25 protein-coding genes are annotated in these 24,196 nt (G+C 63.5%); 17 read left to right on the top strand and 8 right to left on the bottom strand.

The window, feature by feature from the left end:
• Positions 1–109: 109 nt before the first annotated feature.
• Both FYJ74_RS06145 and FYJ74_RS11775 read right to left on the bottom strand, forming a co-directional pair.
• Entirely contained in the window at positions 110–1,318 is a 1,209-nt protein-coding gene (locus FYJ74_RS06145) for a MalY/PatB family protein (RefSeq protein WP_154528698.1), read from the bottom strand.
• A 162-nt stretch (positions 1,319–1,480) separates the two neighbouring features.
• Positions 1,481–2,392 carry a peptidylprolyl isomerase gene (locus tag FYJ74_RS11775; RefSeq protein ID WP_195838824.1) on the bottom strand — a complete coding sequence of 304 codons (912 nt, stop codon included), beginning with the start codon at positions 2,390–2,392 and terminating at the stop codon, positions 1,481–1,483.
• Positions 2,393–2,552: 160 nt separating this feature from the next.
• Between FYJ74_RS11775 and FYJ74_RS06135 the strand changes: the two genes are divergently transcribed.
• Positions 2,553–2,807, top strand: coding sequence for a hypothetical protein (locus tag FYJ74_RS06135; protein WP_154528696.1), 255 nt, complete (start codon positions 2,553–2,555; stop codon positions 2,805–2,807).
• Between the two features lie 36 nt (positions 2,808–2,843).
• A complete protein-coding gene (locus tag FYJ74_RS06130; protein WP_154528695.1) occupies positions 2,844–4,007 on the top strand; it encodes an amidohydrolase in 1,164 nt (387 codons plus the stop codon).
• A 70-nt stretch (positions 4,008–4,077) separates the two neighbouring features.
• On the opposite strand, the gene FYJ74_RS06125 is transcribed toward FYJ74_RS06130, so the two are convergent.
• The 4 genes from FYJ74_RS06125 to FYJ74_RS06110 form a co-directional block, all read right to left on the bottom strand.
• Positions 4,078–4,662 (bottom strand): manganese efflux pump MntP, encoded by a 585-nt coding sequence (locus FYJ74_RS06125; RefSeq protein ID WP_154528694.1) that lies wholly within the window; start codon positions 4,660–4,662, stop codon positions 4,078–4,080.
• Positions 4,663–4,925: 263 nt separating this feature from the next.
• Complete coding sequence (locus FYJ74_RS06120; protein WP_154528693.1) at positions 4,926–5,852, bottom strand: SufB/SufD family protein; 927 nt, start codon at positions 5,850–5,852, stop codon at positions 4,926–4,928.
• 2 nt (positions 5,853–5,854) lie between these two features.
• The gene (locus tag FYJ74_RS06115) at positions 5,855–6,595 is read right to left on the bottom strand and encodes an ABC transporter ATP-binding protein (RefSeq protein ID WP_154528692.1); all 741 of its coding nucleotides are present in this window, start codon (positions 6,593–6,595) and stop codon (positions 5,855–5,857) included.
• A gap of 329 nt (positions 6,596–6,924) precedes the next feature.
• Complete coding sequence (locus FYJ74_RS06110; RefSeq protein ID WP_154528691.1) at positions 6,925–7,878, bottom strand: LysR family transcriptional regulator; 954 nt, start codon at positions 7,876–7,878, stop codon at positions 6,925–6,927.
• Between the two features lie 109 nt (positions 7,879–7,987).
• Here FYJ74_RS06110 and FYJ74_RS06105 point away from each other — a divergent pair, with 109 nt between their 5' ends.
• Genes FYJ74_RS06105 through FYJ74_RS06095 form a run of 3 tightly spaced genes read left to right on the top strand, consistent with a single transcriptional unit; the run spans position 7,988 to position 10,722 of the window.
• Positions 7,988–8,284: a UxaA family hydrolase gene (locus FYJ74_RS06105; protein WP_320633599.1), complete on the top strand. Its 297-nt coding sequence runs from the start codon at positions 7,988–7,990 to the stop codon at positions 8,282–8,284.
• Between the two features lie 12 nt (positions 8,285–8,296).
• Positions 8,297–9,457: a UxaA family hydrolase gene (locus FYJ74_RS06100; RefSeq protein WP_154528690.1), complete on the top strand. Its 1,161-nt coding sequence runs from the start codon at positions 8,297–8,299 to the stop codon at positions 9,455–9,457.
• 23 nt (positions 9,458–9,480) lie between these two features.
• Complete coding sequence (locus FYJ74_RS06095) at positions 9,481–10,722, top strand: dicarboxylate/amino acid:cation symporter (RefSeq protein WP_154528689.1); 1,242 nt, start codon at positions 9,481–9,483, stop codon at positions 10,720–10,722.
• A 209-nt stretch (positions 10,723–10,931) separates the two neighbouring features.
• Here the strand turns inward: FYJ74_RS06095 and FYJ74_RS06090 are convergent, their stop codons facing one another.
• Positions 10,932–11,882, bottom strand: a complete 951-nt coding sequence (locus FYJ74_RS06090; RefSeq protein WP_195838823.1) for an MBL fold metallo-hydrolase — start codon at positions 11,880–11,882, stop codon at positions 10,932–10,934.
• A gap of 133 nt (positions 11,883–12,015) precedes the next feature.
• Here FYJ74_RS06090 and FYJ74_RS06085 point away from each other — a divergent pair, with 133 nt between their 5' ends.
• From FYJ74_RS06085 to FYJ74_RS06030, 12 genes are all read left to right on the top strand, one after another.
• On the top strand, positions 12,016–12,696 hold the full coding sequence (locus tag FYJ74_RS06085) for an HAD family hydrolase (RefSeq protein ID WP_154528687.1): 681 nt from the start codon (positions 12,016–12,018) through the stop codon (positions 12,694–12,696).
• Positions 12,697–12,822: 126 nt separating this feature from the next.
• Positions 12,823–13,827, top strand: a complete 1,005-nt coding sequence (locus tag FYJ74_RS06080) for a TRAP transporter substrate-binding protein (RefSeq protein ID WP_326830889.1) — start codon at positions 12,823–12,825, stop codon at positions 13,825–13,827.
• Between the two features lie 164 nt (positions 13,828–13,991).
• Entirely contained in the window at positions 13,992–14,450 is a 459-nt protein-coding gene (locus FYJ74_RS06075) for a TRAP transporter small permease (RefSeq protein ID WP_154528686.1), read from the top strand.
• A complete protein-coding gene (locus FYJ74_RS06070) occupies positions 14,451–15,731 on the top strand; it encodes a TRAP transporter large permease (protein ID WP_154528685.1) in 1,281 nt (426 codons plus the stop codon). It begins immediately after the preceding gene.
• Positions 15,732–15,743: 12 nt separating this feature from the next.
• On the top strand, positions 15,744–16,970 hold the full coding sequence (locus tag FYJ74_RS06065) for a Zn-dependent hydrolase (protein WP_154528684.1): 1,227 nt from the start codon (positions 15,744–15,746) through the stop codon (positions 16,968–16,970).
• Positions 16,971–17,023: 53 nt separating this feature from the next.
• Entirely contained in the window at positions 17,024–18,325 is a 1,302-nt protein-coding gene (locus tag FYJ74_RS06060) for a dihydroorotase (RefSeq protein WP_154528683.1), read from the top strand.
• 125 nt (positions 18,326–18,450) lie between these two features.
• Entirely contained in the window at positions 18,451–19,221 is a 771-nt protein-coding gene (locus FYJ74_RS06055; protein ID WP_229769375.1) for an iron-sulfur cluster-binding protein, read from the top strand.
• The gene (locus FYJ74_RS06050; protein WP_154528681.1) at positions 19,205–20,134 is read left to right on the top strand and encodes a dihydroorotate dehydrogenase; all 930 of its coding nucleotides are present in this window, start codon (positions 19,205–19,207) and stop codon (positions 20,132–20,134) included. Before FYJ74_RS06055 ends, FYJ74_RS06050 begins: the two co-directional genes overlap by 17 nt.
• Positions 20,135–20,194: 60 nt before the next feature.
• The gene (gene pyrF, locus FYJ74_RS06045; protein WP_154528680.1) at positions 20,195–20,914 is read left to right on the top strand and encodes an orotidine-5'-phosphate decarboxylase; all 720 of its coding nucleotides are present in this window, start codon (positions 20,195–20,197) and stop codon (positions 20,912–20,914) included.
• The gene (pyrE, locus tag FYJ74_RS06040; protein ID WP_229769374.1) at positions 20,902–21,504 is read left to right on the top strand and encodes an orotate phosphoribosyltransferase; all 603 of its coding nucleotides are present in this window, start codon (positions 20,902–20,904) and stop codon (positions 21,502–21,504) included. Before pyrF ends, pyrE begins: the two co-directional genes overlap by 13 nt.
• A 36-nt stretch (positions 21,505–21,540) precedes the next feature.
• The gene (gene pyrR / locus FYJ74_RS06035; RefSeq protein WP_326830888.1) at positions 21,541–22,086 is read left to right on the top strand and encodes a bifunctional pyr operon transcriptional regulator/uracil phosphoribosyltransferase PyrR; all 546 of its coding nucleotides are present in this window, start codon (positions 21,541–21,543) and stop codon (positions 22,084–22,086) included.
• Positions 22,087–22,088: 2 nt separating this feature from the next.
• Positions 22,089–22,940 (top strand): metal ABC transporter substrate-binding protein, encoded by an 852-nt coding sequence (locus FYJ74_RS06030; protein WP_154528679.1) that lies wholly within the window; start codon positions 22,089–22,091, stop codon positions 22,938–22,940.
• Positions 22,941–23,137: 197 nt separating this feature from the next.
• On the opposite strand, the gene selD is transcribed toward FYJ74_RS06030, so the two are convergent.
• A complete protein-coding gene (gene selD / locus FYJ74_RS06025) occupies positions 23,138–24,184 on the bottom strand; it encodes a selenide, water dikinase SelD (protein ID WP_154528678.1) in 1,047 nt (348 codons plus the stop codon).
• Positions 24,185–24,196: the final 12 nt, after the last annotated feature.

The following is a 24,196-nucleotide window of genomic DNA, read 5'->3' as shown; positions in this document are numbered from 1 at the left end:
CGTAAAAGCTCTGTCCCGAGGAAATGTTGTCATACCGCGCGCAGAGAAAACTTTTGCGCCGGCGCGGACGAAAAAGCCCGCTTCCGCAAAAAGGAGGCGGGCTCGAGTTTTATCGGGCGTTGAAGACGTACTTGTCAAGGCGCGCCATGGCTTCCTTGACGCGCGACAGCGGCAGCGCCAGGTTGACGCGGATGCTGTACGGGCCGTTGAACATGCGTCCGTCCTGCCAGGACACGCCCACGTCGGAACCGGCCCTGTGGACTTCGTCGATGGTCTTGCCGTGCTTTTTGCACCACTGCTCGCAGTCGATGAAGAGCATGTAGGTGCCCTGCGGTTTGGCCAGATCGACGCCGTCGAAATGCTCTTTGATGTAATCGTAAGCGTAGTTCACGTTTCCCGTCAGCACCTGGCGCAGTTCGTCCACCCACTCGTAGCCCTCGGGCTTGTAGGCGCCGATCAGCGCGTGCATGGAAAGCACGTTCATGCTGTTGTAGTGCGACAGCGACGATTCCTTTTCGATGCGCTCGCGCAGCCAGTCGTTGTAGATGATGTGGTAGCTGCCGATCAGCCCGGCAAGGTTGAACGTCTTGCTGGGGGCATAGAGCGCCACGGTGCGGTTTCGCGCGTCGTCGCCGACGCTCTGCGTGGGGATGTGCTTATAACCGTCGAGCGTCAGATCGGACCAGATCTCGTCGGAGATCACGAACACGTCGTGTTTGCGGTAGATCTCCATGGCTTTTTCGATCTCTTCGCGCTCCCAGACGCGGCCGCAGGGATTGTGGGGCGAGCAGAAAATGGCGGCATGGATCTTGTTCTCCGCGATCTTTTTTTCCATGTCGGCGTAATCCATGCGCCACACGCCCTGCGCGTCGCGGTACAGCGGCGAATGGACGATGTGCCAGCCGTTGTTGTTCAGCGTGTTGGTGAAGCCGATGTAAGTGGGGGAGTGGAGCAGCACGTTGCCGCCCCGCGAGCAGATCACGTTCAGCGCGCTGGCCACGCCGCCGAGCACGCCGTTCTCGTAGCCGATGTGCTTCGCTTCGAGCCCGGCGACGCCGTTGCGCTTCGTCTGCCAGTCGATGATGGACCGATAATATTCCTTTCTGGGCGCGAAATAGCCGTAGAGCGGGTGTTTCGCGCGCTCGATCATCGCTTCGGGCACGGTGGGCACGGTGGCGAAGTTCATGTCGGCGATCCACATCGGGATCGAGTCGAATCCCGGTTTGGGCGGATTGGGGGCCATGCCGGCTCCGAGATTGTCCACGGCGAGGGCGTCGCGGTCGTGGCGGTCGATGATGCTCGTGAAATCGTACTTCATGAGAAAACTCCCCTTCCTGCGTTCGATTTCGGCCGCAGCGGCCGAAGCGTGTTTTTATACGGAAACTGATCCATTCTACTCTGCCCCTTCGAAAATCTCAACGTGCCGCCGAAAAAATAAAGAGAGACTCCGCGGAGTCTCTCTTTATTTTTTTCGGCGGGGTTACTTGGCGGGATTTTTGTCGGCGGAGGCAGGCGCCTCGGGCGCGGCGATCTTCACGCCGTAACGGGCGCGCAGGGCGTCGCGTTCGTCCTGGATGGCCTTGACCTGCTTCTGGCGCACGAGGTCGGCCTTGATGTCTTCCTTCACCTCGGCGAACGGACGGATCGAGGCGTCGCGGCTGTCGGTGGCTTTGATGATGTGGTAGCCGAAATCGGTCTTGACCGGCTTGGCGGTCATCTCGCCCTTTTTCAGGGCGAAGGCGGCCTTTTCGAACTCAGGCACCATCTGTCCCTTGCTGAAATAGCCCAGGTCGCCGCCGCGGCTGCGCGTACCGTCGGCCGAGTTGTTCTTGGCGGCGTCCTCGAACGTGATCTTGCCGGCCTTGATGTCGCGGATCAGATCGGCAGCCTTTTCCTGCGCGGCCTTCTGGTCCTTGGCGGGCATGTTCCTGTCGGCGCGGATCAGAATGTGCGAGGCGCGGATCGCCGCGGGAACCTGAAAGATCTCCTTGTGCTCGTCGTAATACTTCTGCGCGTCCTTGTCGGTCGCGGGCGTCTTGCCGGCTTCGTCAAGAATCTTCTCCGTGGCCAGCGTGAAGAGCAGGCGCTGCTCGAGGTTGGCCATAGCCTCCTTGTACTTGGGCGTGTTCTGCAGCTTCTGCTCGCGCCCCGAGCGTGAAAAGACCTTGAAGTCGATCAGGTTGTCCAACAACTGCGCCTGCCCCTGCGGCGAAGCATAGGCCGCGCGCTGCTGCGGGTCGAAGCCGCTCATGGCCTGGTCGAGGTCGGCCTGCGTGATCGTTTCGCCGCCGACGGTGGCCAGCACCTTTTTGTCGGCGTTTTGGTCGGCCGCGAGCGCCGAACCGGCCAGAAGAACCGAGAGCGCCGCCGCGGCGGCAAACAACTTTTTCATCTGAAAAATTCCTCCTTGAAATCGCTTCCTGTGCGCGAGGCGCACAAAATGTTTGTGCAGCATCGCCTATTATAGCCGAATTTATTCACTTGCAAAGGTGTATAAATCTGCTATCCTTTTAACGGATCACGATCGACCCGGCAGGGAGGAATGAGACGCCATGCTTCAGACAGAGACGATCGAATGGAGCCAATTCAAGGAACGCTTCGCCTTTTTGCTGGCGGAGATGACGCCGGCGCTGCGCGGCATCGACGACGAAACCATCGCGTTCCGCACCGAAGAATGGTCGGTGCTCCCTCGCTGGGACGCGGGCGAATTCATTTTCGAGTACTACGCCGAAGAGCCGGACACGTTCCATCCCGGCGACGACGAGACGCAGATCGTAGTGACGAACGTTCCCTGGGGGAATCTCTAGGGGACGCGCATTATAAATTTCAGGGGAGGTCCTTGTATGAAACTGATTGTCAATGCGCGCGTGCTGCCCGTTTCCGCCGCGCCGATCGAGAACGGCGCGGTGCTCGTGGACGGAACGAAGATCGCCGGCGTCGGCGAACACCTCGGTGCCCCCGAGGGCACGGAGATCATCGATGCCCGCGGCCTGACGCTGACGCCCGGCCTGGTCGACGCCCATACCCACATCACCACGTCCGAGGAAACGGAACTGTACGGCATGAGCGACATCAACGAGATGACCAATCCCGTCACGCCCGGGCTGAGCATCCTCGACTCCATCTACGTGCGCGACAAGAACGTGGCCGAATCGCGCGAAAAAGGCGGTGTCACCTGCGTGCAGACTTTGCCCGGCAGCGCCAACGTCATCGGCGGCACCGGCGCCATCATCAAGCTCAAACAGGCCAGCGTCGTCGAGGAAATGCTCGTCAAGTCGCCTTCCTGCATGAAAGCGGCCCTCGGCGAGAACCCGATCCGCGTCTACAAGGACAACGGCCACCGCACGCCCACGACCCGCATGGGCAACGCCTACATCATGCGCAAGGCCCTGCAGGACGCCCGCAACTATCTGGAAAAGAAAAAGTGCCGCAAAGACGGCGAAGCCTTCGAGACCAGCCTCGACATGGAAGCGTTGGCCCTCGTGCTCGACCGCAAGATCAAGCTCAGCGTCCACAGCCACCGCGCCGACGACATCTGCACCGCCGTGCGCATCGCCGAGGAGTTCGGCCTCGATTTCACCATCGAGCATTGCACCGAAGGGCAGTTCATCGCCCCGTGGCTGGCTGCGCACCGCGTCAAGGCCGCCGTCGGCCCCACCTTCGGCGTACCCGTCAAGCCCGAGCTGCGCCATCAGGGCTGGGAGACTCTGCTCGCCCTGCGCGACGCCGGCGTGCACATCTGCATCCTCACCGACCACCCCGTGATCCCGCTTTACGGACAGATCGTCTCCGCCTCGCTGGCCGCCCGCGCCGGACTGACCGAAGCCGAAGCCCTGCGCTGCGTCACGCTGTCCAGCGCCGAGCACCTCGGCATCGAAGACCGCGTCGGCTCCATCGACGCCGGCAAGGACGCCGACCTCGTGCTGTGGAACGGCAACCCGCTCGACACCCGCTGTCACCCCGTCATGACCATGATCGACGGCACAGTGGAGTACCGCGCGCTGTAAAATTCAGCCGTAAAAAATGCCGGAAGCTCGCGCTTGAGCTTCCGGCATTTTTTATCCCCGTATCCCGGCGCTAGAACACGCTGTCGGCGAAGATCTCGAGGCCGATGCCGATCAGGATCACGCCGCCGAGGATCGTCGCCCGGCCGGACAGGACCGCACCGATCTTTTTGCCGATCAGCAGTCCCGCCGCGCAGACCGCGAACGTGACGGCGGAGATGATCAGCGAGGCGGCCAGCGCCGCGGCGCAATCGTATGCGGAGATCGTGAAGCCGACCGAGAGCGCGTCGATGGACGTGGCGACCCCCTGCAAAAACAGCACGCCGGGCGTCAGCCGAAGCGCGGCGCAATCCTCACGTCCGCCGCGCAGCCCTTCCAACACCATTTTGCTGCCGATGCCAAGCAGCAGGATCAGCGCGATCCACGGCACAATCTGCCGGAAGGGACAGAAAACCTCGACGATCGTGCGCACGCAGACCCAGCCCGCCATCGGCATCAGCGCCTGGAAGAACGCGTATACGCCGGCGACCGCGCAGCCGCGGCGGACGCTCATATGCGGCTCATTCAGTCCGTTGACCATCGACACCGAAAAGGCATCCATCGACAGCCCCACGCCCAGCAGCGCGCAGTTCAGCACAAACATGAAACTCAATCCCATTTCAGCCACCCCATTCCGAATGGTCGCCCGTCCCCCGCGGAAACGAAAAATCCGGGCATAGCCTCGGCTATACCCGGATGTCGTTTTTTCGATCGTCCTCATGTATAGCCTGACAGTTATACATGAGTCTCGCAGTTTAAAGCACGCCAGACCTTTGCGGCCAGCATGTTGACGTGCTGCGCTCCGTGCCGAGCGCGTGCTACTCCCTCACGGAACGTATTGTGACACCGCCGCCTCGTGTTAGTCAAGACAAACGAGTCGTTTTACTTCAAGAAACCGTTGATGATCTGCTCTTCCGCCTGCTGTTCGCTCAGGCCCAGCGTCATCAGCTTGACGATCTGGTCGCCGGCGATCTTGCCGATGGCGGCCTCATGGACCAGCTGCGCGTCGACGTTGTTAGCTTCCAGCGATGGCACGGCGAGGATCTTGCCCCGGTCCATGATGATCGAGTCGCACTCCGTATGGCCGCTGCACGGCGCGTTGCCGACGATGCAGGCGTCGAACTTCTGAAACGACGCGTCGCGCGCCACCGAGCGCGACACCACGTCGGCGCTCGAACCTTCGCCGTTCAGCGAGACGCGGTAGCCGCTGACAGCCTGCTGGTCGCCGTGCGTCATCAGGCGCTCGCGCACCACGAGACGGGCGTCCTTTTTCAGCTCGGCGATCGTCATGCGCTGCGTCGAATCGACGCCCTTGATCTGCACCATTTCCATCTCCATGGAGCTGCCGTCCTCCATGTACACTTCCGTCTGCGGGTTGAGGATGCGCTTGCCGCCGCCACTGCCGGAACCGTAGTGCTTTTCCACGTAGCGGACTTTGGCGTTTTTGCCCACGTAAAAGCGGTGCACGCCGTCGTGTTCGGCGTCCTGGCGGCCGCAGTTGTCGATGCCGCAGCCGGCGACGATGAGCACGTCGCTGCCGTCGCCGACGTAAAAGTCGTTGTAGACCGTTTCCTTCAGGCCGCTGGCGCTGACGACGACGGGAATGTGCACGCTCTCGTTTTTGGTGCCCGGCGCGATGCGGATGTCGATGCCCGTGCCGTCGGCCTTGGAGCTGATCTCGATGTGGGCCGTGCTGTTGCGCCCGGCCAGCTGGCCGTTGGCGCGAAAGTTGTACGCCCCCGCCGGGACCTCGTGAAGATCGGCCACTTCCGCCAGAATGCGTTTTTGGATCGCGTCCAGCTGCACCATGGTTAAGCCTCCCCCTGTTTCAGCTTGTGGCACACGTCGACGGCCGACTCTGTGCCGACCAGCGCGGGGAAAATTTCCGCGCGCGGCCCCTGCTTCTCGATGCGTCCCTCCGCCAGCACGACGATCTCGTCGGCGATGCTGAGGATACGCTCCTGATGCGAGATGATGACGATCGAGCTGTCCTTGATGTCCTCGCGCATCTTCTTGAAGATGCGGATCAGATTCTGGAAGCTCCACAAGTCGATGCCGGCTTCCGGCTCGTCGAAGACGGAGAGCTTGGCGCGGCGGGCCAGCACCGTGGCGATCTCGATGCGCTTCAGCTCGCCGCCCGAGAGGGAAGCGTTTACCTCGCGGTTGATATAATCGCGCGCGCACAGCCCCACCTCGGCCAAATACTCGCAGGCTTCGCTGACGAGCAGATCTTTGCCGACGGCCAGACGCAGCAGATCGATGACTTCCAGTCCCTTGAAGCGCACCGGCTGCTGAAAGGCGAAACCGATGCCCCGGCGGGCGCGCTCGGTGACGCTTTTATCGGTGACGTCTTCGCCGTCGAGAAGAATGCGGCCGCTCGTGGGCTTTTCGATGCCGGCGATGAGGCGCGCCAGCGTCGACTTGCCGCCGCCGTTCGGTCCCGTGACGACGACGAATTTTCTGTTGTCCACTTTCAGGCTCAGGTCGTGGATAATCTCCTTCCGCGCCCCCTCCTCGGCGACGCTGAAGGAAATATTTTTCAATTCCAGCATGGCTGGCAACCCCCTTCGTTTTTGTTCCCCGGATCCGGGGCGGAGGCGCGAAGCCCCTCTCCGTTCCCGTTTTTACTCTATCATATTTTAGGTGAAATGTTCGTTGGCGGGACAACGGAAGATGCGTTTTTCCCGCAGGAAAAACGCCGCGGCCATTGTGTCATGACCGCGGCGTGTTAGTCAATAAGAACCGTCGGAATTGACGCTCGCTCCGCTTTCGGGCGATCGCCGCCGGGAGAGAGGCGGAAAATGTTCCACGTGGAACATTCCTCCACGGAAAAAGGCCGCTGAGAGTGCTCCGCCGTTCGAAAGCGAGCGCGCCTTTGCCCCTACGCCCGCGCTTTCGGCCGCAGAACTTCGCCGACGAGCTGGATAAAGCGCCGCACTGCTTTGGCCGTGTAGTCGCGGTTGGGCAGGAGCGCGTAAAACGGCCGCGTCGCCAGCGGCGAATCGATTTTGTAGAAACACAGCGGCGCGCCCGCGTTCGTAACCATGCGGTCGCTCACGAACGCGGCGGCGAAACCGCCTGCCGCCAGATGATAGGCCGTGGCAAGCTGACTCAGCTCGATCTTGAGGCGCGGTTTGACGTCGGCGGCGGCGAAAATTTGCAGCATACGGTCGTGAAGATTGTTGCCGGGCATCAGCGAGATGAACTCAAGCTCTCCGCAGCGCTCGGCGGGCAGCACGGGGCAATCCCCATGCAGGTGACGGCCGTTCATGACGCCGCGCGGCGGCAGGGCGAAGGCGCGGTATCGGCGGTTGAACGGATGAGCGCGGGGCACGGCCATCAAAATGCGATCGCTGAACATGGGATAGCGCTCGAAGTCCTTCATGAAAAGTTCGTTGCAGCTGAATGTCAGGTCTACGGCGCGTTCCTCCAGCATCTTGGCGAGGACGGCCGAACTGTGCTCGACCAGCTCCAGGGCGATGCCCGGATAAAGCCGGCTGTAGCGCGCCAGCACCGGCGGCAGGATGTAACCGTTGATGTAGTGGGAACCGCCGATGCGCACGCGTCCGGTGTGGAGGTCGTTGATGTCGCCAATCCGCTGCGTCAATTCCGCCTCGATTTTTTTGATGCGCGTGATCGCGTTGATGTAAAGCCAGCCGGCTTCGGTGAGCTGAAAGGGACGCACCCTGCGGTCGAACAGCGTCATGCCGATGGACGACTCGATCTTTTTGATCGCCATGCTCAGCGCCGGCTGCGTGACGTAGAGTTTCTCCGCCGCCTTCGAGAGACTGCCGCTTTTGTAGACTTCGTAAATGTATTCGAGTTCCTGCTGCATAACATAATCACCGCTTATGATAGAGTAAAAATTTCTAAATTGAATTTATGTTATCGCCGTTTTATGATGAGGTCAAGCAAGATATTCGACATTCAAGGGGGGAGTGAACGTGAACATCAACGCCTTGCTCATGGACGAAAAGGACAACGTGGTCACTTGCGTCGAAGAAATCCCGGCCGGCGCCCCGGTCGTCTATCGCCGCGGCGGCGAGCTCTGCACGCTCACGGCGGAGGAGACGATTCCCTATTGCCACAAGGTCGCGCTGGTCTCGCTGAACGAGGGGGACGAAGTGATCAAGTACGGCGAGCTGATCGGCCGCACCTCGGCACCGATCGCGAAGGGACACTGGGTCTCGCACGAGAATATTTTCAGCGTGCCGCGGGATTATGCCAGCGAAATGCTTTAAGGAGGAGAGAGAATGCAGTTCTGGGGGTACAAGCGCCAAGAGGGGCGCGCGGGCATCCGCAATCACGTGCTGATCCTGCCCACGTGCGCCTGCGGCAGCGAGAGCGCGCGCATCGTCGCGTCGCAAGTGCGCGGCGCCGTGAACATCGTCTTCAACACCGGCTGTTCCGACGTGGCGGCGAACACGGCCATGTCGCAGAAAGTGCTGACGGGCTTCGCCTGCAATCCCAACGTTTTCGGCGTCGTCATCGTCGGTCTCGGCTGCGAGACGGTGGGGCACGCGCAGCTGCGCGAAAAGATTCGGAAGATGACCGGCAAGCCGGTGGCGTCCTTTGGCATTCAGGAGGAAGGCGGCACGCTCAGAACCATCGAAAAGGCGGTGCGCGCCGCGCGCGACATGGCCGCCGAAGCCGCCATGCAGCACAAGGAACTGTGCGACATGTCGAATCTTCTGCTGGGCATCGAGTGCGGCGGTTCCGACGCCACCTCGGGCATCGCCAGCAATCCCGCCGTCGGCGAGCTCAGCGACCTGCTCGTGGATCTCGGCGCTTCGACGATCATGAGCGAGTCCATCGAATGGATCGGCGCCGAACACGTTGTCGCCCGGCGCGCGGCGACGCCGGAGCTTCACAACAAAATCATCGAAATCTGCCGGGATTACGAAGAGCACCTCAAGGCGGCGGGGCAGGACTGCCGCGCCGGCCAGCCCACGCCCGGCAACAAGGCGGGCGGCCTTTCCACGCTCGACGAGAAGAGTCTCGGCTGCATCCGCAAGGGCGGCACGCGTCCCATCGTCGAAGTGCTGGAACAGGCCGAACGCCCCACGAAGCACGGCGCCATCGTCATGGACACGGCAGGCTACGACATCTCCTCCGTCACTTCCATGGTGGCCGGCGGCTGCAACGCCGTGATCTTCACCACGGGGCGCGGCACGCCGACGGGCAACGCCATCGTGCCCGTGCTCAAGGTGACGGCCAACGCCCGCACGTATCAGATGATGGACGACAACATGGACGTCGATCTGAGCGGCATTGTCAAGGGCACGACGACGTATCGGGAAAGCGGCAGGGAACTGCTCGCGGTCATCGGAGACGTCTGCAACGGCAAGATGACCAAGGCCGAAATTTACGGTTTTTCCGACGTCGCGATCGATCACGTGTGTCGCTTTGTCTGATTTTTCATTAAGGGGGAAGAGAAATGGGATTCATCTTCAAAACGTGGAACAAGCTGAGTCTGTTTACGCGCATCATGATCGGCTTCGCGCTGGGTGTCGCCGCGGGGCTGGTCTTCGGCAAACAGGCCGCGGTGCTGAAACCGCTGGGAACGATCCTCACCAATCTGCTGACGATGGTGGTAGCGCCGCTGGTGCTCTGCCTGCTGGTCTGCGCGGCCGCCGACGTGGGCGACGGCAAGAAGCTGGGGCGCATGGGCGTGAAGACGGTGATCATTTTTCTTGCCAGCACCGCGTGTGCCATCGTGATCGGACTGATTTTCGCCAATCTTATGCAGGTCGGCACGGGCGTCAGCATCGAGATCGCCAAGGAATCGGCGAAGACGACGGCCAAGCAGATCTCCATGCTCGACACGCTGATCAGCATCATTCCCAAGAATCCTTTCGAAGCGTTGTCGAAGCAGAATCTGCTGCAGATCATTTTCTTTGCGCTGCTGCTGGGCTTCGCGCTGATGAAGATCGGCCCCTCGGGGCAAGCCTTGCTGGACATGTTCCGCGCCGGTCAGGAAGCGATGAAAAAGATCACCACCATCGTGCTCGAGTTCACGCCTTACGGCGTTTTCGGCCTGATGGCGCAGGTCGTGGGAGCCAACGGCCCGGATATCCTCATCCCTTACATCAAGGCGATCGCGGCCATGTACATCGCCTCGTTCCTCTATCTGGTCGTCGTCCAGGCCGGAGTGATGGCGGGGCTGATCGGCCGCGTCGGCCCGCTTCGTTTCCTGAAAACGATGAAGGAAGCGATGACCTTCGTCTTCGCCACCTGCTCCAGCGTCGCCACGATTCCGCTTAACCTCGAATGCACGAAAAAACTCGGCGTCGACGAGGAGACGGCCAACTTCGTGATCCCTTTCGGCGCCGTCATGAACATGAACGGCACCGCCATTTACGAGGCCATCGCCGTGGTCTTCACGGCCCAGATCTTCGGCGTGCCGCTGACCGTCGCCGATCAGGTCATGATCATGCTCACCGCCACGCTGGCTTCCATCGGCACGGCCGGCGTGCCCGGCTCCGGGCTGGTGATGCTGACGATCGTGCTGACTTCGGTGCATCTTCCCATGGAAGCGATCGGGCTGCTGGCCGGCATCGACCGCATCCTCAACATGGCCCGCGTGATTCCGAACATTGTCGGCGACGCGGCCACGGCGCTGATTGTCTCCCGTTCCGAAGGCACGTTCAAAGCCCCGGAGCCGACCGGCGGGCGGTGACCGCGAAAAGGCGGGCGCCCCGGCGCCAAAACGCGAAGAAGACCGCGCCGGCATGAACCGTACGTCTGCGTTTTGCGCAGGGCATACGGCACACGAAAAATCCCCGGCGGCCATTTTTTTCGGCCGCCGGGGATTTTTTGCGTGTCGTCCTGTTTTTGCGTTTGGCGAAGCAAGGCGCGTTTCCTCGGGCGCGGCGGATGCACCGGCCGTCAGACGTTCCGCCCCAGAAAGCGCGCGAAGCCGCGCACGCTGTTGCCGAGGAAGTACGCTTCGCGGCTCTGCGCACCCGCGGCGTAGCGGGCGATGTTGGCCAGCTCGGGGTCTTCGCGCCGCAGCAATTCAACCGTTTCGTCTTCGCTCAGGCCGTCTTGCAGGGCCTGGGCGATCGTTTCTTCCCAGAAAAGGTTCTGCTTCAGCGCCCGTTCAGGCAGCGTGCGGTCGGACGAGGCGCCGAAGTGCCCGGCGCAGAACAGGTCCCAATCCGCCGCGGCGAGTTTTTTCATGCTCTCGCGGCCGATTTCCGGCACGTAGCGGGGCGGCGTGGCGGGACGGATGCCGCCCTGCCAGCGGCCGTCGGCGAACCAGCTCGCGACGCCGTCGCCGGGGATGACGCCGAGCGCTTCGCCGCCGAAGCAGAGGCGCCGTCCCGCCAAGCGGCGCAGGAACGAGACGTGGTGCGCGGCGTGCCCTGGCGTGTCGATGACGCGCCACGCGGGGGGCAGCTGTTCGCGCGCGACGAGAGCGGAAGCGGGTACGGGCAGCGGCGGCTGATAGGCGGCGGCCATCGCCTCGCCCAGCGTGGCGGCTGTCGCCTGCCAGAGCTTTTCGGGCGCGATCAGGTGCGCGGCGGCGCGCTCGCAGCAGAACACTTTCAGCCGCGGATAGTCGCGGCACAGACGTCCGGCCGCGCCGGCGTGGTCGAGGTGGATGTGGGTGAGCAGCAGCCAGTCGGGCGCGGCTTCCAGCTCGTCGAGCGCTTTTTTCAGATGCGCGTAGGAGCCCGTCACGCCGCAGTCGACCAGCGCCGTTTCGGCGGGGGAGCGCAGCAGCCACGAGCCGAGGAACTCCTCAAACCCCGCCTGTCCAGCCAGCGGCAGGCGAATCAACGTCAGCGACTCGGCGCCGGCGGCGACGAGTCGGTTGTCGGGCATGTGCGCCATGGCGGCGGCCTCCTTTGAGATTCGAAAATGATGTTTCATGAGGTGATTGTACCGCGCGGGAAAAAATTTTCCAAGAGCGGCGGGCGCATGGTATCATGAAGAACAAACGCGGACAAAGGGAGGAATCGCGGCGATGGAGTTTGCGGGAGCGCTGTTCGACCTTGACGGCACGCTGATCGATTCGGCGGACGTGTGGGCGCGCATCGACGCGGAATTTCTGCGCCGGCGCGGGCTGGCCGTGCCTGACGATTACATGTGCGCCGTCAGCTCGAAGAAGTTCAGCGAAGCGGCTGTGTACACGATCGCGCGGTTCGGCCTCGACGAGACGGCGGAAGCCCTGGCGGCGGAATGGCTGGAAATGGCCCGCCGGGAGTACGGCAGCGGCGTTTTCCTGCGCCCTCATGCCGGCGAATATCTGCGCTGGCTTAAGGCACGCGGCGTGAAGCTCGGCACGGTGACGGGGCTGCCGCACTCGCTGGCCGAAGCGGCGCTGAAAAACAACGGCGTCTACGCCCTCTTCGACGCTTTCACGTCGGCCGACGAAACGCCGTGCGGCAAGGAACACCCCGCGGTCTATCTGCTGGCGGCCCGCCGTCTCGGTGTCACGCCGGCGGACTGCGCCGTCTTCGAGGACGTGCCGGCCTGCCTCGAAAGCGCCCGCGCCGCCGGCATGAAGGTCTTCGCCGTGCGCAACGCTCAGAACGAATCTCTGTGGGGGAGCATGTGCCGCGGCGCGATCCCCGTTGCGGACTTTTGCGAGCTGATGACGAACGCGGCGCGCGGGAGCGCCTGTTCTCGGCGGGATGAAAAGTAAATTTTGTGCGTTGTCGCGTCGTGTGAAACCGATTGTACGGATTTCCCCGCCTTGTTATAATGAGCCGTGCCGTCGTAAACGGTTGGCGGCGAAAAAGTTTTTATCCTTCGAAGGAGTGGATCGCACGTGAAGAAGTTCGCAAGTCTGTTTCTCGCCGTTTCGATGGCCGCTTCGGCGTCGCTGGCGGCCGCGGCGGAGTATCCGTCGATGAACGTCCGTCTCAGCCACAACCAGCCCGTCGGCAGTCCGGAGGACGTCGGCGCCCAGACGTTCAAGAAGTTGATGGAAGAAAAATCCGGCGGCAGGATCACCGTGGACGTGTTCCCGCAGATGCAGCTCGGCTCGATGCGCGAGCAGGCCGAGATGGTGCAGATGGGCACGCTGGAGATGTCCGTGCAGCCCACTTCCGTGCTGACGCCCTTCGTCGAGGAACTGAGCGTCATCGATTTCCCGTTTCTGTGGACCGACAAGGACGAGCTGTACCGCATCATGGACGGCGAAGTCGGCGGGAAATTCTACGCCTTCTGCGAGAAGAAAGGCTTCAAGACGCTGGGGCTGTGGGCTTCGGGCTTTAAACAGATGACGACCAGGGGCAGGCCCGTGAACGCGCCCGAGGATCTCAAAGGCATGAAGATCCGCGTCATGCCCAGCCCGCAGCTGGTGGAGCAGTACAAATCGTGGGGGGCCAACCCGATCCCGATCGAGTACGCCGAGCTGTACAACGCGCTGCAGCAGAACATCGTCGACGGTCAGGAGAACCCTCTGCAGACCATCGCCATGGCCAAGCTGTACGAGGTGCAGGATTATCTGACGATCTCCGATCACGGCTTCCTCGGTTATCTGTTCATCGTCAACAGCCGCTGGTTCGAAAAGCAGAGCGAGGACGTGCGGAACCTGATCGTCGAGTGCGAACGCGGCGCCCGCGAAGCGGAGCGCGCGGCCCAGTCGGAGGGCGAGGCCAAGTTCCTCGAGCAGATCAAGCAGTCCAAGATCGCCGTCGGCGAGCTGACGGACGAGAACCGCGCCAAGTTCATCGAAGTCAGCAAACCGTTGCACGACAAGTTCGTGGACGGTTCCGCGACCAAAACGGAATTGCTGAAGGCGGTTTACGCGGCCAAGGAAGCGCGCTGAGCGGCCGGCGGAAAACTCCGCCCCGCCTGAAGCTTTTTGGGGACGGATGGGGCGAAAGGAGTTTTCCGGGCGGCGAAAAGAAGGGGCGGCTCCTGCAGGAGGTTCGCCCCTTTCGTTTTTTTGCGTTTGCCGCGAGTATGAGAATATCGAGAGGAGATTGAAAAATGCTCAGGTTCCTCGGGAAGATTGAGGAGATTTTCTGCGCGTCCGCTCTGCTGATAACGGCTTTTGTGCTGTTCGTCAACGTGGTGCTGCGCTATGTTTTCAGCGCCAGCACGAGCTGGGCCGAAGAGCTGATCCGCTATCTGATGATCTGGATCACTTTTATCGGCGGGAGCGTTTGCGTTCGGAAGGGCGCTCATATCCGCATGGATTTTCTGCTCGGCATGCTGCCCGAAAAGGTCGCCGGCGCGCTGACGCGGCTGGTCTATCTGATCGCGGCGGGATTCTGCGCGGCGCTGTTCCGGTACAGCTATCAGCTGGTGCGGTTCACCGTGGAACTCGAACAGACTTCGCCGGCGATGGGAATTCCCATGTGGATTCCCTATCTGGCCATGCCGCTGGGCTCGGCGCTGATGACGCTGCGCTTCGTTCGGGCCGCGTGCGGGAAGGAGGACGCCTGAATGACGGTCTTTCTGATGTGCGCGCTGCTGGCGCTGCTTTTCGGCAGCGTGCCGATCTTCGTCGCTCTGGCGGCGGCCGTGCTGGCTTCGATGCTGCTTTTCACGGGACTCGATCCGATGGTGCTGGCGCAGCGTATGTTCGGCGGGCTCGACAAGTTCTCGCTGATGTCGATGCCGTTCTTCATTTTTGCCGCCAATCTGATGGACACGGGCGGACTCTCCAAGCGCATCCTCAAGTGGACGCGCAGTCTCGTGGGGGCGCGCAAGGGCGGACTAGCCTACACGACGCAGTGCACCTGCATGATCTTCGGCGCGCTCTGCGGCTCCAGCCCGGCGACGGTGGTCGCCATGGGGCGCGTGCTCTATCCCGAGCTGATCGAAAGCGGCTATCCGCAGGATTTTTCCGCCGGTCTGATCACGTCGTCGGGATCCGTGGCGCTGATCATCCCCCCCAGCGTGACGCTGATCATGTACGCGGCGGCCACGGGGGTGTCGGTGGGCTCGCTGTTCATGTCGGGCGTCAGCGCCGGGATCGTCTACGGGCTGGCGACAGTCGTCTACATCTGGTACTTCGCGCGCCATCACGATCTTAGAGTCTCGGCACCCTCCAGCCGCGGCGAGATCGTCCGCAACACGCTGGAAGCCGGCTGGTCGCTGATGGTTCCGGTGATCATCCTCGGCGGCATTTACTGCGGCGTGTTCACGCCCACCGAGGCCGCGGGGATTTCCGCCGTTTACGCGCTGTTCGTCGGCGTGGCGGTCTACCGCGAGATCACCTGGGCAAAGCTGTTCGATGTGTGTCTGCGTTCGGCCGTGACCTGCGCGCAGGTGATGATCCTCGTCGCGGCGGCCACGAGCTTCGCCTGGTTCCTCACCGTGGCGCGTATCCCGCAGATGGTCACGGCGGCGATTATCGAAAACGTCAAAACGCCCTGGGCGTTCATCGCCATGGTCAACGTCATTCTGCTGGTCGTGGGCATGTTCATGGAAGGCATCGCCGCTATCGTCATCCTCGCGCCGCTGTTCTTCCCGATCGCGCAGCAGATGGGCATCGACCCGCTGCACCTGGGCATCGTCATGGTCTCCAATCTGGCGCTGGGCAACTTCACGCCGCCGTTCGGGCTGAACCTGTTCGTGGCCGCGGGCGTGACGGGGCTGCCGATGTCGAAGATCATCGGCGCGGTGACGAAGTTCATCGTCGTCTCGATCGTCGGCCTGTTGGTCATCTCCTACGTGCCGTCGCTGTCCACGTTCCTGCCGGCGCTGGTGTACGGCCGTTAGGGAGCGCAGGGAATGTCGGGTTTCGAACGCGTTCAAGAGCTGATCGCGACGATTTCTCAGACCGGCCGCGGCGAGCGGGGCGTTTCCCGCCTCGCCCTGACCGATGCGGATCGCCAGGCGCGCGATATTGTCGTCGAGGAAATGAAGGCCCTGGGCATGTCGGTGACGACCGACGCCTGCTGCAATCTGTGGGGGCGTTTCGAGGGAAGCTCGGATCGCCCCGGCGTGGTGATCGGTTCACATCTGGATTCCGTGCCCGAGGGAGGACGCTACGACGGAGCGCTCGGCGTGGCCTGCGGGCTGGGCGCGACGCGCGACATCCTCGCGGAAAATCCGCCCCCGCGGCGTTCGCTGTCGGTGGTGGTCTTCACCGCGGAAGAATCGAGCCGCTTCTCGCTGGCGACGATCGGCAGCAAGGCGGCGACGGGCAATCTGTCGCTGATGGACACGCTGCGCTTTAGAGACAGGCAGGGCGTGACGCTGCTCGACGCGCTGCGCGATTTCGGCGGGCGTCCAGAGCAGATTCCGCGCGACTGTCTGGCGCCGGCGTCATATCATTCCTATTTCGAGCTGCACATCGAGCAGGGGCCTGTACTCGACTGGAACGGCGAGGACGTGGGCATCGTCGAGGCGATCGCCGCGCCGACGCGTTTCATGCTCGAAGTGGTCGGAGAACAAGCCCATTCCGGCGCCTGCCCGATGAACATGCGTCGCGACGCCATGGCGGCTGCGGCGGAGATCGTCCTCGCCGTCGAGCGCGCCGGCCGCGCGGAAAGCGAGTTCGGCACGGTGGCGACCGTGGGCGTGTGCGAGTGTTTCCCCGGCGCCATGAACGTGGTGCCCGGACGGGTCGTGCTGAAAGTGGACGTGCGCGGCATCGTCGAAAAAAGCATCCGCCGCGCCTGTGACGAGATTAAGGCGCGCGTCGAGAGCGTCTGCGCCGAACGCGGCGTGAGGGTGAACTTCACGCTCTATTCGGCGGACAAGCCCGTCGCCATGGACGGTCTGCTGGCGCGCCGCATCGAAAACGTCTGCAAAGACTTGAAGGTCAAATACCGGCGCATGCCCAGCGGCGCGGGACACGACGCCATGTACATGGCCACGCTGATCCCTTCGGCGTTGATTTTCGTGCCGTGCAAGGACGGCGTCAGCCACAACCCGGCCGAAGCGGTGGACTGGCGGCGCGTGCGTTCCGGCTATGAGGTGCTGCTCCAGACGGTGAAGGATATCGTTCGGTAATTTTTTTACGAAGGCTTCGGAATCCCACGGATATTTTCATAAGGAGGCTGTTCATGAAACCGATCCTGTTTCAAAGAGCGCGCCTGATCGACCCCGACCTGAAAATGGACATGGCGGGCGATCTGCTGGTCGAAAACGGCGTCGTTTCCGCCGTCGGGGCCGAGCTGCCGCCGGCCGCGGACGCCGAAAAGATCGACTGCGGCGGCGCGGTGCTGGCGCCCGGGCTGGTCGACCTGCACGTACATTTCCGCGACCCCGGCCAGACCGAGAAGGAAACGTTGGAAACGGGCTGCGCCGCCGCGGCCAACGGCGGCTTCACGGCCGTGGTGACGATGGCCAACACCAAGCCGGTCGTCGATTCGCCCGAGCTGATCCGTCGCTGCATCGAGCGCAACCGGACCATGGACTGCCGCATCTATCCCGCGGGGGCGGTCACCAAGGGGCTGGGCGGCAAAGAGCTGACCGACTTTGCGGCGCTGAAGGAAGCCGGCGCGGTCTGCTTGACCGACGACGGTCTTACCGTCGGCAGCGGGCCGCTGTTCTACGAGGCCATGGAGAAGGCGGCCGCCGTCGGCCTGCCCGTGAGCGTGCACTGCGAGGCCCCGGGCTTCGAAGGCGACCGCTCCATGAACCGCGGCGAGATCTCCAAAAAACTCGGCCTCGTCGGCGCGCCGGCGCTGGCCGAGGAACTGATGATCATGCGCGACGTGTTCTTCGCCGAGAAGACGGGCGCGCGCGTGCATGTGCAGCACGTCAGCTCGCGCCGCGGCGTCGAGATCATCGCAGCGGCGAAAGCCCGCGGCGTGCGCGTCACCGGCGAGGCCACGCCGCATCACATGTTCCTCGACGAGACGACGGTCCTCGAATGCGGCGCCAACGCCAAAATGAGCCCGCCGCTGCGCACAGCCGACGACGCGGCGGCCGTGCGCGAGGCGCTGATAAGCGGCGTGCTCGACGTGGTCGCCACCGATCACGCGCCGCACACGCCGGCCGAAAAAGCCCTCGGCATCGCCAAGGCTCCGAACGGCATCATCGGTTTGGAAACGTCGCTGGGGCTGTGCCTCGACGGCCTGTGCCGCGAGCGCGGCTTTTCGCTTTCCGCGCTGGTGGAGCGCATGAGCGCCGCGCCGCGGCGTATCTTCGAGCTGCCGCCCGTGCATCTGCGCCCCGGTTCGCCGGCCGATCTGATGCTGTTCGATCCCGAACGCCGCTGGCGCGTGGACGCCGCGAAGTTCAAGTCGAAAGCGCGCAACTGCCCGTTCAACGGCTGGACGCTGAGCGGCACGGTCTTGATGACCGTGCTGGGCGGGCGGATCGTCTGTGACCGGCGAGATTTCGCGCAATCGGTTGTATAAAACGGAACGCCGCGATAAAATGAGTTCGATGAACGCGGCCGTTTCCGCGCGCTCCGCAGGGGGAAGGAAAAACGGCCGCCCGCGCGCGAAGGCGCGGCGGTCGCATGAACGAGGGGGAATTCCGATTGATTCGCGATTACGATTCGCGGCTGCTTGCAAAGGAACAGGTCGCGCCGGACATCTGGCATTTGACCTTCGCGTGTCCAGAGATCGCTGAAAACGCCCGCCCGGGCAATTTCGTGCTGCTGAAAACGGCATCCGGTTCGGCGCCGCTGCTGCGCCGTCCGCTCGGCATCCTCGACGCCGATCCCGAAAAGGGGACGATCGAGACGCTCTTCCGTGTCGTCGGTCAAGGCACGGCGCTGCTGGCCCAAGCCGCGCCGGAAACGTCGCTTTCTGTGCGCGGGCCCGTGGGCGGGCAGTTCGGCCCGTTCAGGCACGAAAAAGTCTGGGCTGTGGCCGGCACGCTGGGCATCGCGCCGCTGCTGTTCCTGCGCCGCCGGCTGAACGCTTTCGACCGTCTGTTTCTCGGCGTCGGCAACGCCTTGTGGCGCAGCTTTGCCGATTGGGTGCGGGCCCGCGCGCCGGAGATGGTTTTGTACAGCGACGACGGCTCCATCGGACGCAAGGGATTTTCCATCGCCGGACTGGAAGGGCAGGATCTGAGCGGCGTGTCTCTGGCCTGCTGCGGTCCAAATCCGATGATGAAAGCGCTGTACGAACAGTACGGCTCGCAGTGCGACGACATCCAGGTCAGCCTTGAGCGCCGCATGGGCTGTGGCATGGGCGGCTGCTTCGGCTGCGTGGTCGACACCACGACGGGACGGCGGCGCGTCTGCATCGACGGCCCCGTGTTTCAGGCTAGGGAGGTGAAGTGGGATGAGCTGCATCCCTGATCGGCTCGCGTTCGACGTCGGCGGCGTGAAACTGAAAGTCCCCGTCGTGATTGCGTCGGGCACGTGGCCTTACGAAGCCGGACTGTGGATGGACGACCTGACGCGCCACGTCGGCGCGATTTGCTCCAAAGCCATCACCAAGGATCCCTGCCCCGGCAATCCCGGCTGCCGCATCTGGGAGACCCCCTCGGGCGTTCTCAACAGCATCGGATTGCAGAACGAGGGTATCGACCGCTTCATCGACTGCCGCCTGCCCGACCTGAAAAAACGCGGCGTGCCGGTGGTGCTCAACGTCTGCATGCAGAGCGCCGAAGATCTGGCTTACATGATGGATCGCATTGCCGAAGTTGGAGACATGGTCGACGGCGTGGAGCTGAACGTTTCCTGCCCGAACACCGACCACGGCTGCATGAGTTGGGGCGTCGCCCCGGCGCTGACGGCCCAGGCCACGGAGATGGCGCGCCGGCGCTGGGACGGTCCGCTCTGGGTGAAGCTGACGCCGCAGGCTCCCGACATCCCCGCGGTGGCGAAGGCCGCCGAGTCGGCCGGGGCCAGCGCGATCGTGGCTGCCAATACCTGGCTGGGCATGGCGATCGACACCGCACGCGGCCTTCCCGTTTTCAGCCGCCGCGTGGCGGGACTTTCCGGCCCGGCCGTCTTTCCGCTGGCGCTGCGCGTCGTTTGGGACGCGGCCGGCGCGGTGAAGATCCCCGTGATCGGCTGCGGCGGCGTGGACGGCCCCGATTCGGCGCTGGCCATGATCATGGCCGGAGCCAGCGCCGTGGAAGTCGGCGCGGCGCTGTTCGGCGATTTCAAAGTGCTTGAAAATATCCACGAAGGACTGCTCGCCGCCGCGGCGCGCTGGAACGTCGCTTCCTTGGCCGAACTGATCGGCCGTGCTCGCCGCGCGTGAGTACGCAAAAATTTTGTCGAAAAAAACGGGATCGATCCTATTAACGTGAGGAGTGCTTTTATGACCGAACACACATCTTTGCCGCTGTTTGCCGCGCTCGACCTCGACACGCTGCGCGAGGCGAGGCGCACCATGGACGTCCTTTCGGGAGCGGTGGACGCCATCAAGATTGGGCCGCGCCTCTACGCTCAGGGCGGCGCGCCGTTTCTGAAAGAGATCGTCGACCATGGCTTCAAGCTCTTCCTTGACCTGAAGCTGCACGACATTCCCAACACCGTGCGTTTGGCCGTGGAAACGCTGGCCGACCTGGGCATTTTCTGTCTGACGCTGCAGACCGCCGGCGGCCGCCGCATGATGGAGGAGTCCGTCGCCGCCCGCGACCGTCTCGGCTCGACCATGAAGCTGCTCGGCATCACCGTGCTGACCAGCTTCGACGAAAAAAGCTGGGACGAAGTCGCCCCCGGCTGCCCGATGGACGTTGCCATCAAAAAACGCGCCTGGCTGTGCGGCGACTGCGGCATGGACGGGCTGGTGTGCTCGCCGCTTGATCTGCCCGAGGTGCGCGCCGTGACGCCGCCGACGCTGCTCAAAGTCGTGCCCGGCGTGCGCCTCGTCGCCGGCGGCGACGACCAGAGCCGTGTCGCTACGCCCGCGGACGCGTTCCGCAACGGCGCCGACTACATCGTCATGGGGCGCCCGATTTACAAAGCGCCCGACGTCCGCAAAGCGGTCGCGGAGATCGCCCGATCCATCGAGGAGGGATTGTCATGCCGGAAGTGATGTCGGATTCTCAGATCCAGGAAAAGCTCAGAGAAATGCTCGTCGAGAGCAGGGCCTGGCTCGAGGGCCATTTCAAGCTCACCTCGGGGCGGCACAGCGGCAATTACATGCAGTGCGCCATGCTGCTGCGCTTCCCCAAGTACGCGGCCTTCGCCGGCGGCGAGATCGCCAAACGGATCGCCGCGCTCAGGCCCGACTTCATCGTCTCGCCGGCTTTGGGCGGCCTGATCATCGGCCACGAGGTGGCGCGCGCGCTGAACGTGCCCTTTTTGTTCTGTGAGCGCGAGGACGGCAGGATGAAGCTGCGCCGCTTCCCGATGCCGGTCGGCAAACGATTCGTCGCCGTCGAAGACGTAGTGACGACTGGCGGTTCCGTCAAGGAGACGGCCGAGCACATGGTCGCGGGCGGCTGCGTCTGGGCCGGCTCGGCCTGCATCGTCGACCGTTCCGGCGGCGCGCAGCAGCTCGGCCCCGATCTGGTTTCGCTCTTCAAAGTCTCTTTTCCCACCTGGGAAGCCGACGACTGCCCGCTGTGCCGCGAACTGGGCACGCCGCCCGTCAAGCCCGGCAGCCGTCCCGGAGCGAAATAGAACAACGATCCTTTTACGACTGGAGGCGACGCGGCGTTGAAACTGAAAGAAAAAGCCGTCGTGATGACGGCCGAAGACATGGAGCGCGCCCTGCGCCGCATGGGCAACGAGATCGTCGAACGCAACCGCGGCGCCGGCGACCTTGTCGTCATCGGCATCCAGCGCCGCGGCGTCTATCTGGCCGGACGGCTGCGCGAATTTCTGCGCGCCTCCGAAGGCGTCAAGCTGCCGCTGGGCGAGCTGGACATCACGCTGTACCGTGACGACATCACGCTGCTCAGCGACCAGCCCGTTGTTCACAGCACGTCCATTCCCGTCGACGTCAACGGCCGCCGCATCGTTCTCGTCGACGACGTGCTTTATACGGGGCGCACGATCCGTGCCGCGCTGGAAGCCATCGGCGACATCGGCCGTCCCGCCTGCGTGCAGCTGCTGGTCCTCATCGACCGCGGCCACCGCGAGCTGCCGATCCAGCCCGATTATCTCGGCCGAGCTGTCCCCACTTCGTCGCAGGAGATCGTGGACGTGCGCGTGAAAGAGCTGGACGGCGAGGATATCGCCGTGATCTGCGCCAAAGCGTAGCCATGCGCTGCCGAATCGTCCTCTGCGCCGCGGCGCTGCTGCTGGGCGCGCTGTCAGCCGCCGCCGCGGAAAAAACGCGCGTGCTCGCGCTTGATCCGATGACCGAACTGCTGTTTCAGTTTATCGGCGGCCCTTATGTGAGCACCGCATCCGGCGCGAGCTGGGACGACAACGGCCGCCTGCGCATCAGCCGTGCCGCCGTCATGGGGGGCGCGAACGCTTCGCTGCCGCTTTACGCGCTCGACCCGGCGCAGTATCGCGAGTTCATGGCGGCCGGCCGCCGCGGCAAGAATCTGACCGCTGCCGAACAAAACCGTGCCAACCTGCACTATCTTTACCCCGACGGCGTGAAACGCGGCGACGTCGACGCCTTTTACGGCGACCCCGCCAACATGCCGTTCACCGCGCAGCAGGTTGCGAACGCCCTCAGCGAACTTGTCCCCGAGCGCTACGCCTACTTCCAGCGCCGCCTCGGCGAGTTCAACGCGCGCCTCCGTTCTGTGCTGATCACCGGGCGCCGCCTCATGACGGGCACGAAGGTGCTCTGTCTGAGCGAGCGGTACCGCCCCTTCTTCGCCGCTTTCGGCAGCATCGTCAGCGTTCCGACCGAAGAGGAAATGCGGCGTATCCGCCAGATCAGCCAGGCCTCCAGTCCGAAATACATCGGAAACCTGGCCGCCGGGTTGGCGGAGGGGCGCCTCGTCGTCGTCGCTCATGATACCGATCCCCAGCTTCGCCGTGCTTTAATCGCTCACCTCGGGGCCGTTTACATCGCGCCGCCGAAGAACGAGGACATCCTGTTTTTCATGCACCGCGTCCTCCTCGACGTCGGTTCCCGCCTCAGCCGCCGCTGAACGGAGAGGCGGGGCAAAGGCCGCCGCGGAGACACGAGGAAAAGCAAAGAGAAAAATGGAGCCGCCGCTTTGCGGCGAAAATCGAAAACCGCGAGGGCGGATGACCGATTCAAATCCGGTCGTCCGCCCTCGCGGTTTTCGATGTCTCTTTTTCTCCATTTTTGTGCCGCTTCTCCGCGGTTGCCTTTGTCCCACGGTCAGACGCAGACGATGCGCCCCGTGCCGGGTTTGAAGCGGCCGATCACGCCGGCGCGGTCGAAACCTCGGCTTTTCGCCAGCGCCACGATTTCTTCGGCGTCTTCCGGCGGGCAGGCCATCATCAGGCCGCCGGAAGTTTGCGTGTCGAAGAGGAAGTCGCGGCACGTGCGCGATACTTTTTCGAGATGGTCGATCTGCGGCGCGTAGAGCTTTTCGTTGCGGTAGCCGCCGGCGGGGAACAGTCCCATCTGGGCGAGGTCGGCCGCGCCGTCGAGCAGCGGCAGAGCCTCGACGCTCAGTTCGAGGTCGACGCGATGGTCCGAGAGCATGTCGAGCGCGTGTCCGGCCAGGCCGAAACCGGTGACGTCGGTGGCGGCGTGGACGCGGCGGCGCTGCTCCGGCGTCATGCGGCGGGGCAGGTCGTTGAGCGCTGTCATCCAGCGCACGGCTTCCGCCGCCTGAGCGGGGTCGGCCATTTCCGCCTTGATGGCGGTGGCCATGATGCCCGTGCCGAGCGGTTTGGTGAGGACGAGCGCATCTCCGGGGTGCGCGCCGGTGGTGCGCCACATGGCGTCGCGCTCCACCTCGCCGAAGACGCAGAGCCCGTACTTGGGCTCCTGGTCTTCGACGCTGTGTCCGCCCATCAGGAACGCACCGCTCTCGGACACTTTCGAAGCGCCGCCTTCCATGAGGCGCTTGAGCATGTCCAGCGGCAGGCAGTTGAGCGGGAAGGCGACGATGTTGAGGGCCACGAGCGGCGAGCCGCCCATGGCGAAGACGTCGCTGATCGAGTTGGCCGCGGCGATCTGTCCCCACACGTAAGGATCGTCGACGACCGGCGTGATGAAATCGAGCGTGAGGATGCCGACGCGCTCTTCGGTGATCTTCCACAGCGCGGCGTCCTCGCCGCCTTCCCAGTCGGTGATGATGCGCCCGTCGCGGGGCCGGGGGAGATCCGCCAAAACTTTTGCCAGGTCCTCCGGACCTATTTTGGCGGCTCAGCCGCTGCTGTGGGAAAGTTGGGTCAGTCGTTGGTCAAGGCTCATTTTCGTTTCGCT

This window comes from Pyramidobacter porci, from assembly GCF_009695745.1.
In the GTDB taxonomy this organism is placed as follows: domain Bacteria; phylum Synergistota; class Synergistia; order Synergistales; family Dethiosulfovibrionaceae; genus Pyramidobacter; species Pyramidobacter porci.
Note: the sequence above shows the minus strand (reverse complement) of the source record. Positions and strands in the feature narration are given on the sequence as shown.

Bases quoted from the DNA above. Each gene is read 5' to 3' on its own strand.
- FYJ74_RS06145 (WP_154528698.1), bottom strand. From the start codon at position 1,318: ATGAAGTACGATTTCACGAGCATCATCGACCGCCACGACCGCGACGCC.
- FYJ74_RS11775 (WP_195838824.1), bottom strand. From the start codon at position 2,392: ATGAAAAAGTTGTTTGCCGCCGCGGCGGCGCTCTCGGTTCTTCTGGCC.
- FYJ74_RS06135 (WP_154528696.1), top strand. From the start codon at position 2,553: ATGCTTCAGACAGAGACGATCGAATGGAGCCAATTCAAGGAACGCTTC.
- FYJ74_RS06130 (WP_154528695.1), top strand. From the start codon at position 2,844: ATGAAACTGATTGTCAATGCGCGCGTGCTGCCCGTTTCCGCCGCGCCG.
- FYJ74_RS06125 (WP_154528694.1), bottom strand. From the start codon at position 4,662: ATGGGATTGAGTTTCATGTTTGTGCTGAACTGCGCGCTGCTGGGCGTG.
- FYJ74_RS06120 (WP_154528693.1), bottom strand. From the start codon at position 5,852: ATGGTGCAGCTGGACGCGATCCAAAAACGCATTCTGGCGGAAGTGGCC.
- FYJ74_RS06115 (WP_154528692.1), bottom strand. From the start codon at position 6,595: ATGCTGGAATTGAAAAATATTTCCTTCAGCGTCGCCGAGGAGGGGGCG.
- FYJ74_RS06110 (WP_154528691.1), bottom strand. From the start codon at position 7,878: ATGCAGCAGGAACTCGAATACATTTACGAAGTCTACAAAAGCGGCAGT.
- FYJ74_RS06100 (WP_154528690.1), top strand. From the start codon at position 8,297: ATGCAGTTCTGGGGGTACAAGCGCCAAGAGGGGCGCGCGGGCATCCGC.
- FYJ74_RS06095 (WP_154528689.1), top strand. From the start codon at position 9,481: ATGGGATTCATCTTCAAAACGTGGAACAAGCTGAGTCTGTTTACGCGC.
- FYJ74_RS06090 (WP_195838823.1), bottom strand. From the start codon at position 11,882: ATGGCGCACATGCCCGACAACCGACTCGTCGCCGCCGGCGCCGAGTCG.
- FYJ74_RS06085 (WP_154528687.1), top strand. From the start codon at position 12,016: ATGGAGTTTGCGGGAGCGCTGTTCGACCTTGACGGCACGCTGATCGAT.
- FYJ74_RS06075 (WP_154528686.1), top strand. From the start codon at position 13,992: ATGCTCAGGTTCCTCGGGAAGATTGAGGAGATTTTCTGCGCGTCCGCT.
- FYJ74_RS06070 (WP_154528685.1), top strand. From the start codon at position 14,451: ATGACGGTCTTTCTGATGTGCGCGCTGCTGGCGCTGCTTTTCGGCAGC.
- FYJ74_RS06065 (WP_154528684.1), top strand. From the start codon at position 15,744: ATGTCGGGTTTCGAACGCGTTCAAGAGCTGATCGCGACGATTTCTCAG.
- FYJ74_RS06060 (WP_154528683.1), top strand. From the start codon at position 17,024: ATGAAACCGATCCTGTTTCAAAGAGCGCGCCTGATCGACCCCGACCTG.
- FYJ74_RS06050 (WP_154528681.1), top strand. From the start codon at position 19,205: ATGAGCTGCATCCCTGATCGGCTCGCGTTCGACGTCGGCGGCGTGAAA.
- pyrF (WP_154528680.1), top strand. From the start codon at position 20,195: ATGACCGAACACACATCTTTGCCGCTGTTTGCCGCGCTCGACCTCGAC.
- pyrE (WP_229769374.1), top strand. From the start codon at position 20,902: ATGCCGGAAGTGATGTCGGATTCTCAGATCCAGGAAAAGCTCAGAGAA.
- FYJ74_RS06030 (WP_154528679.1), top strand. From the start codon at position 22,089: ATGCGCTGCCGAATCGTCCTCTGCGCCGCGGCGCTGCTGCTGGGCGCG.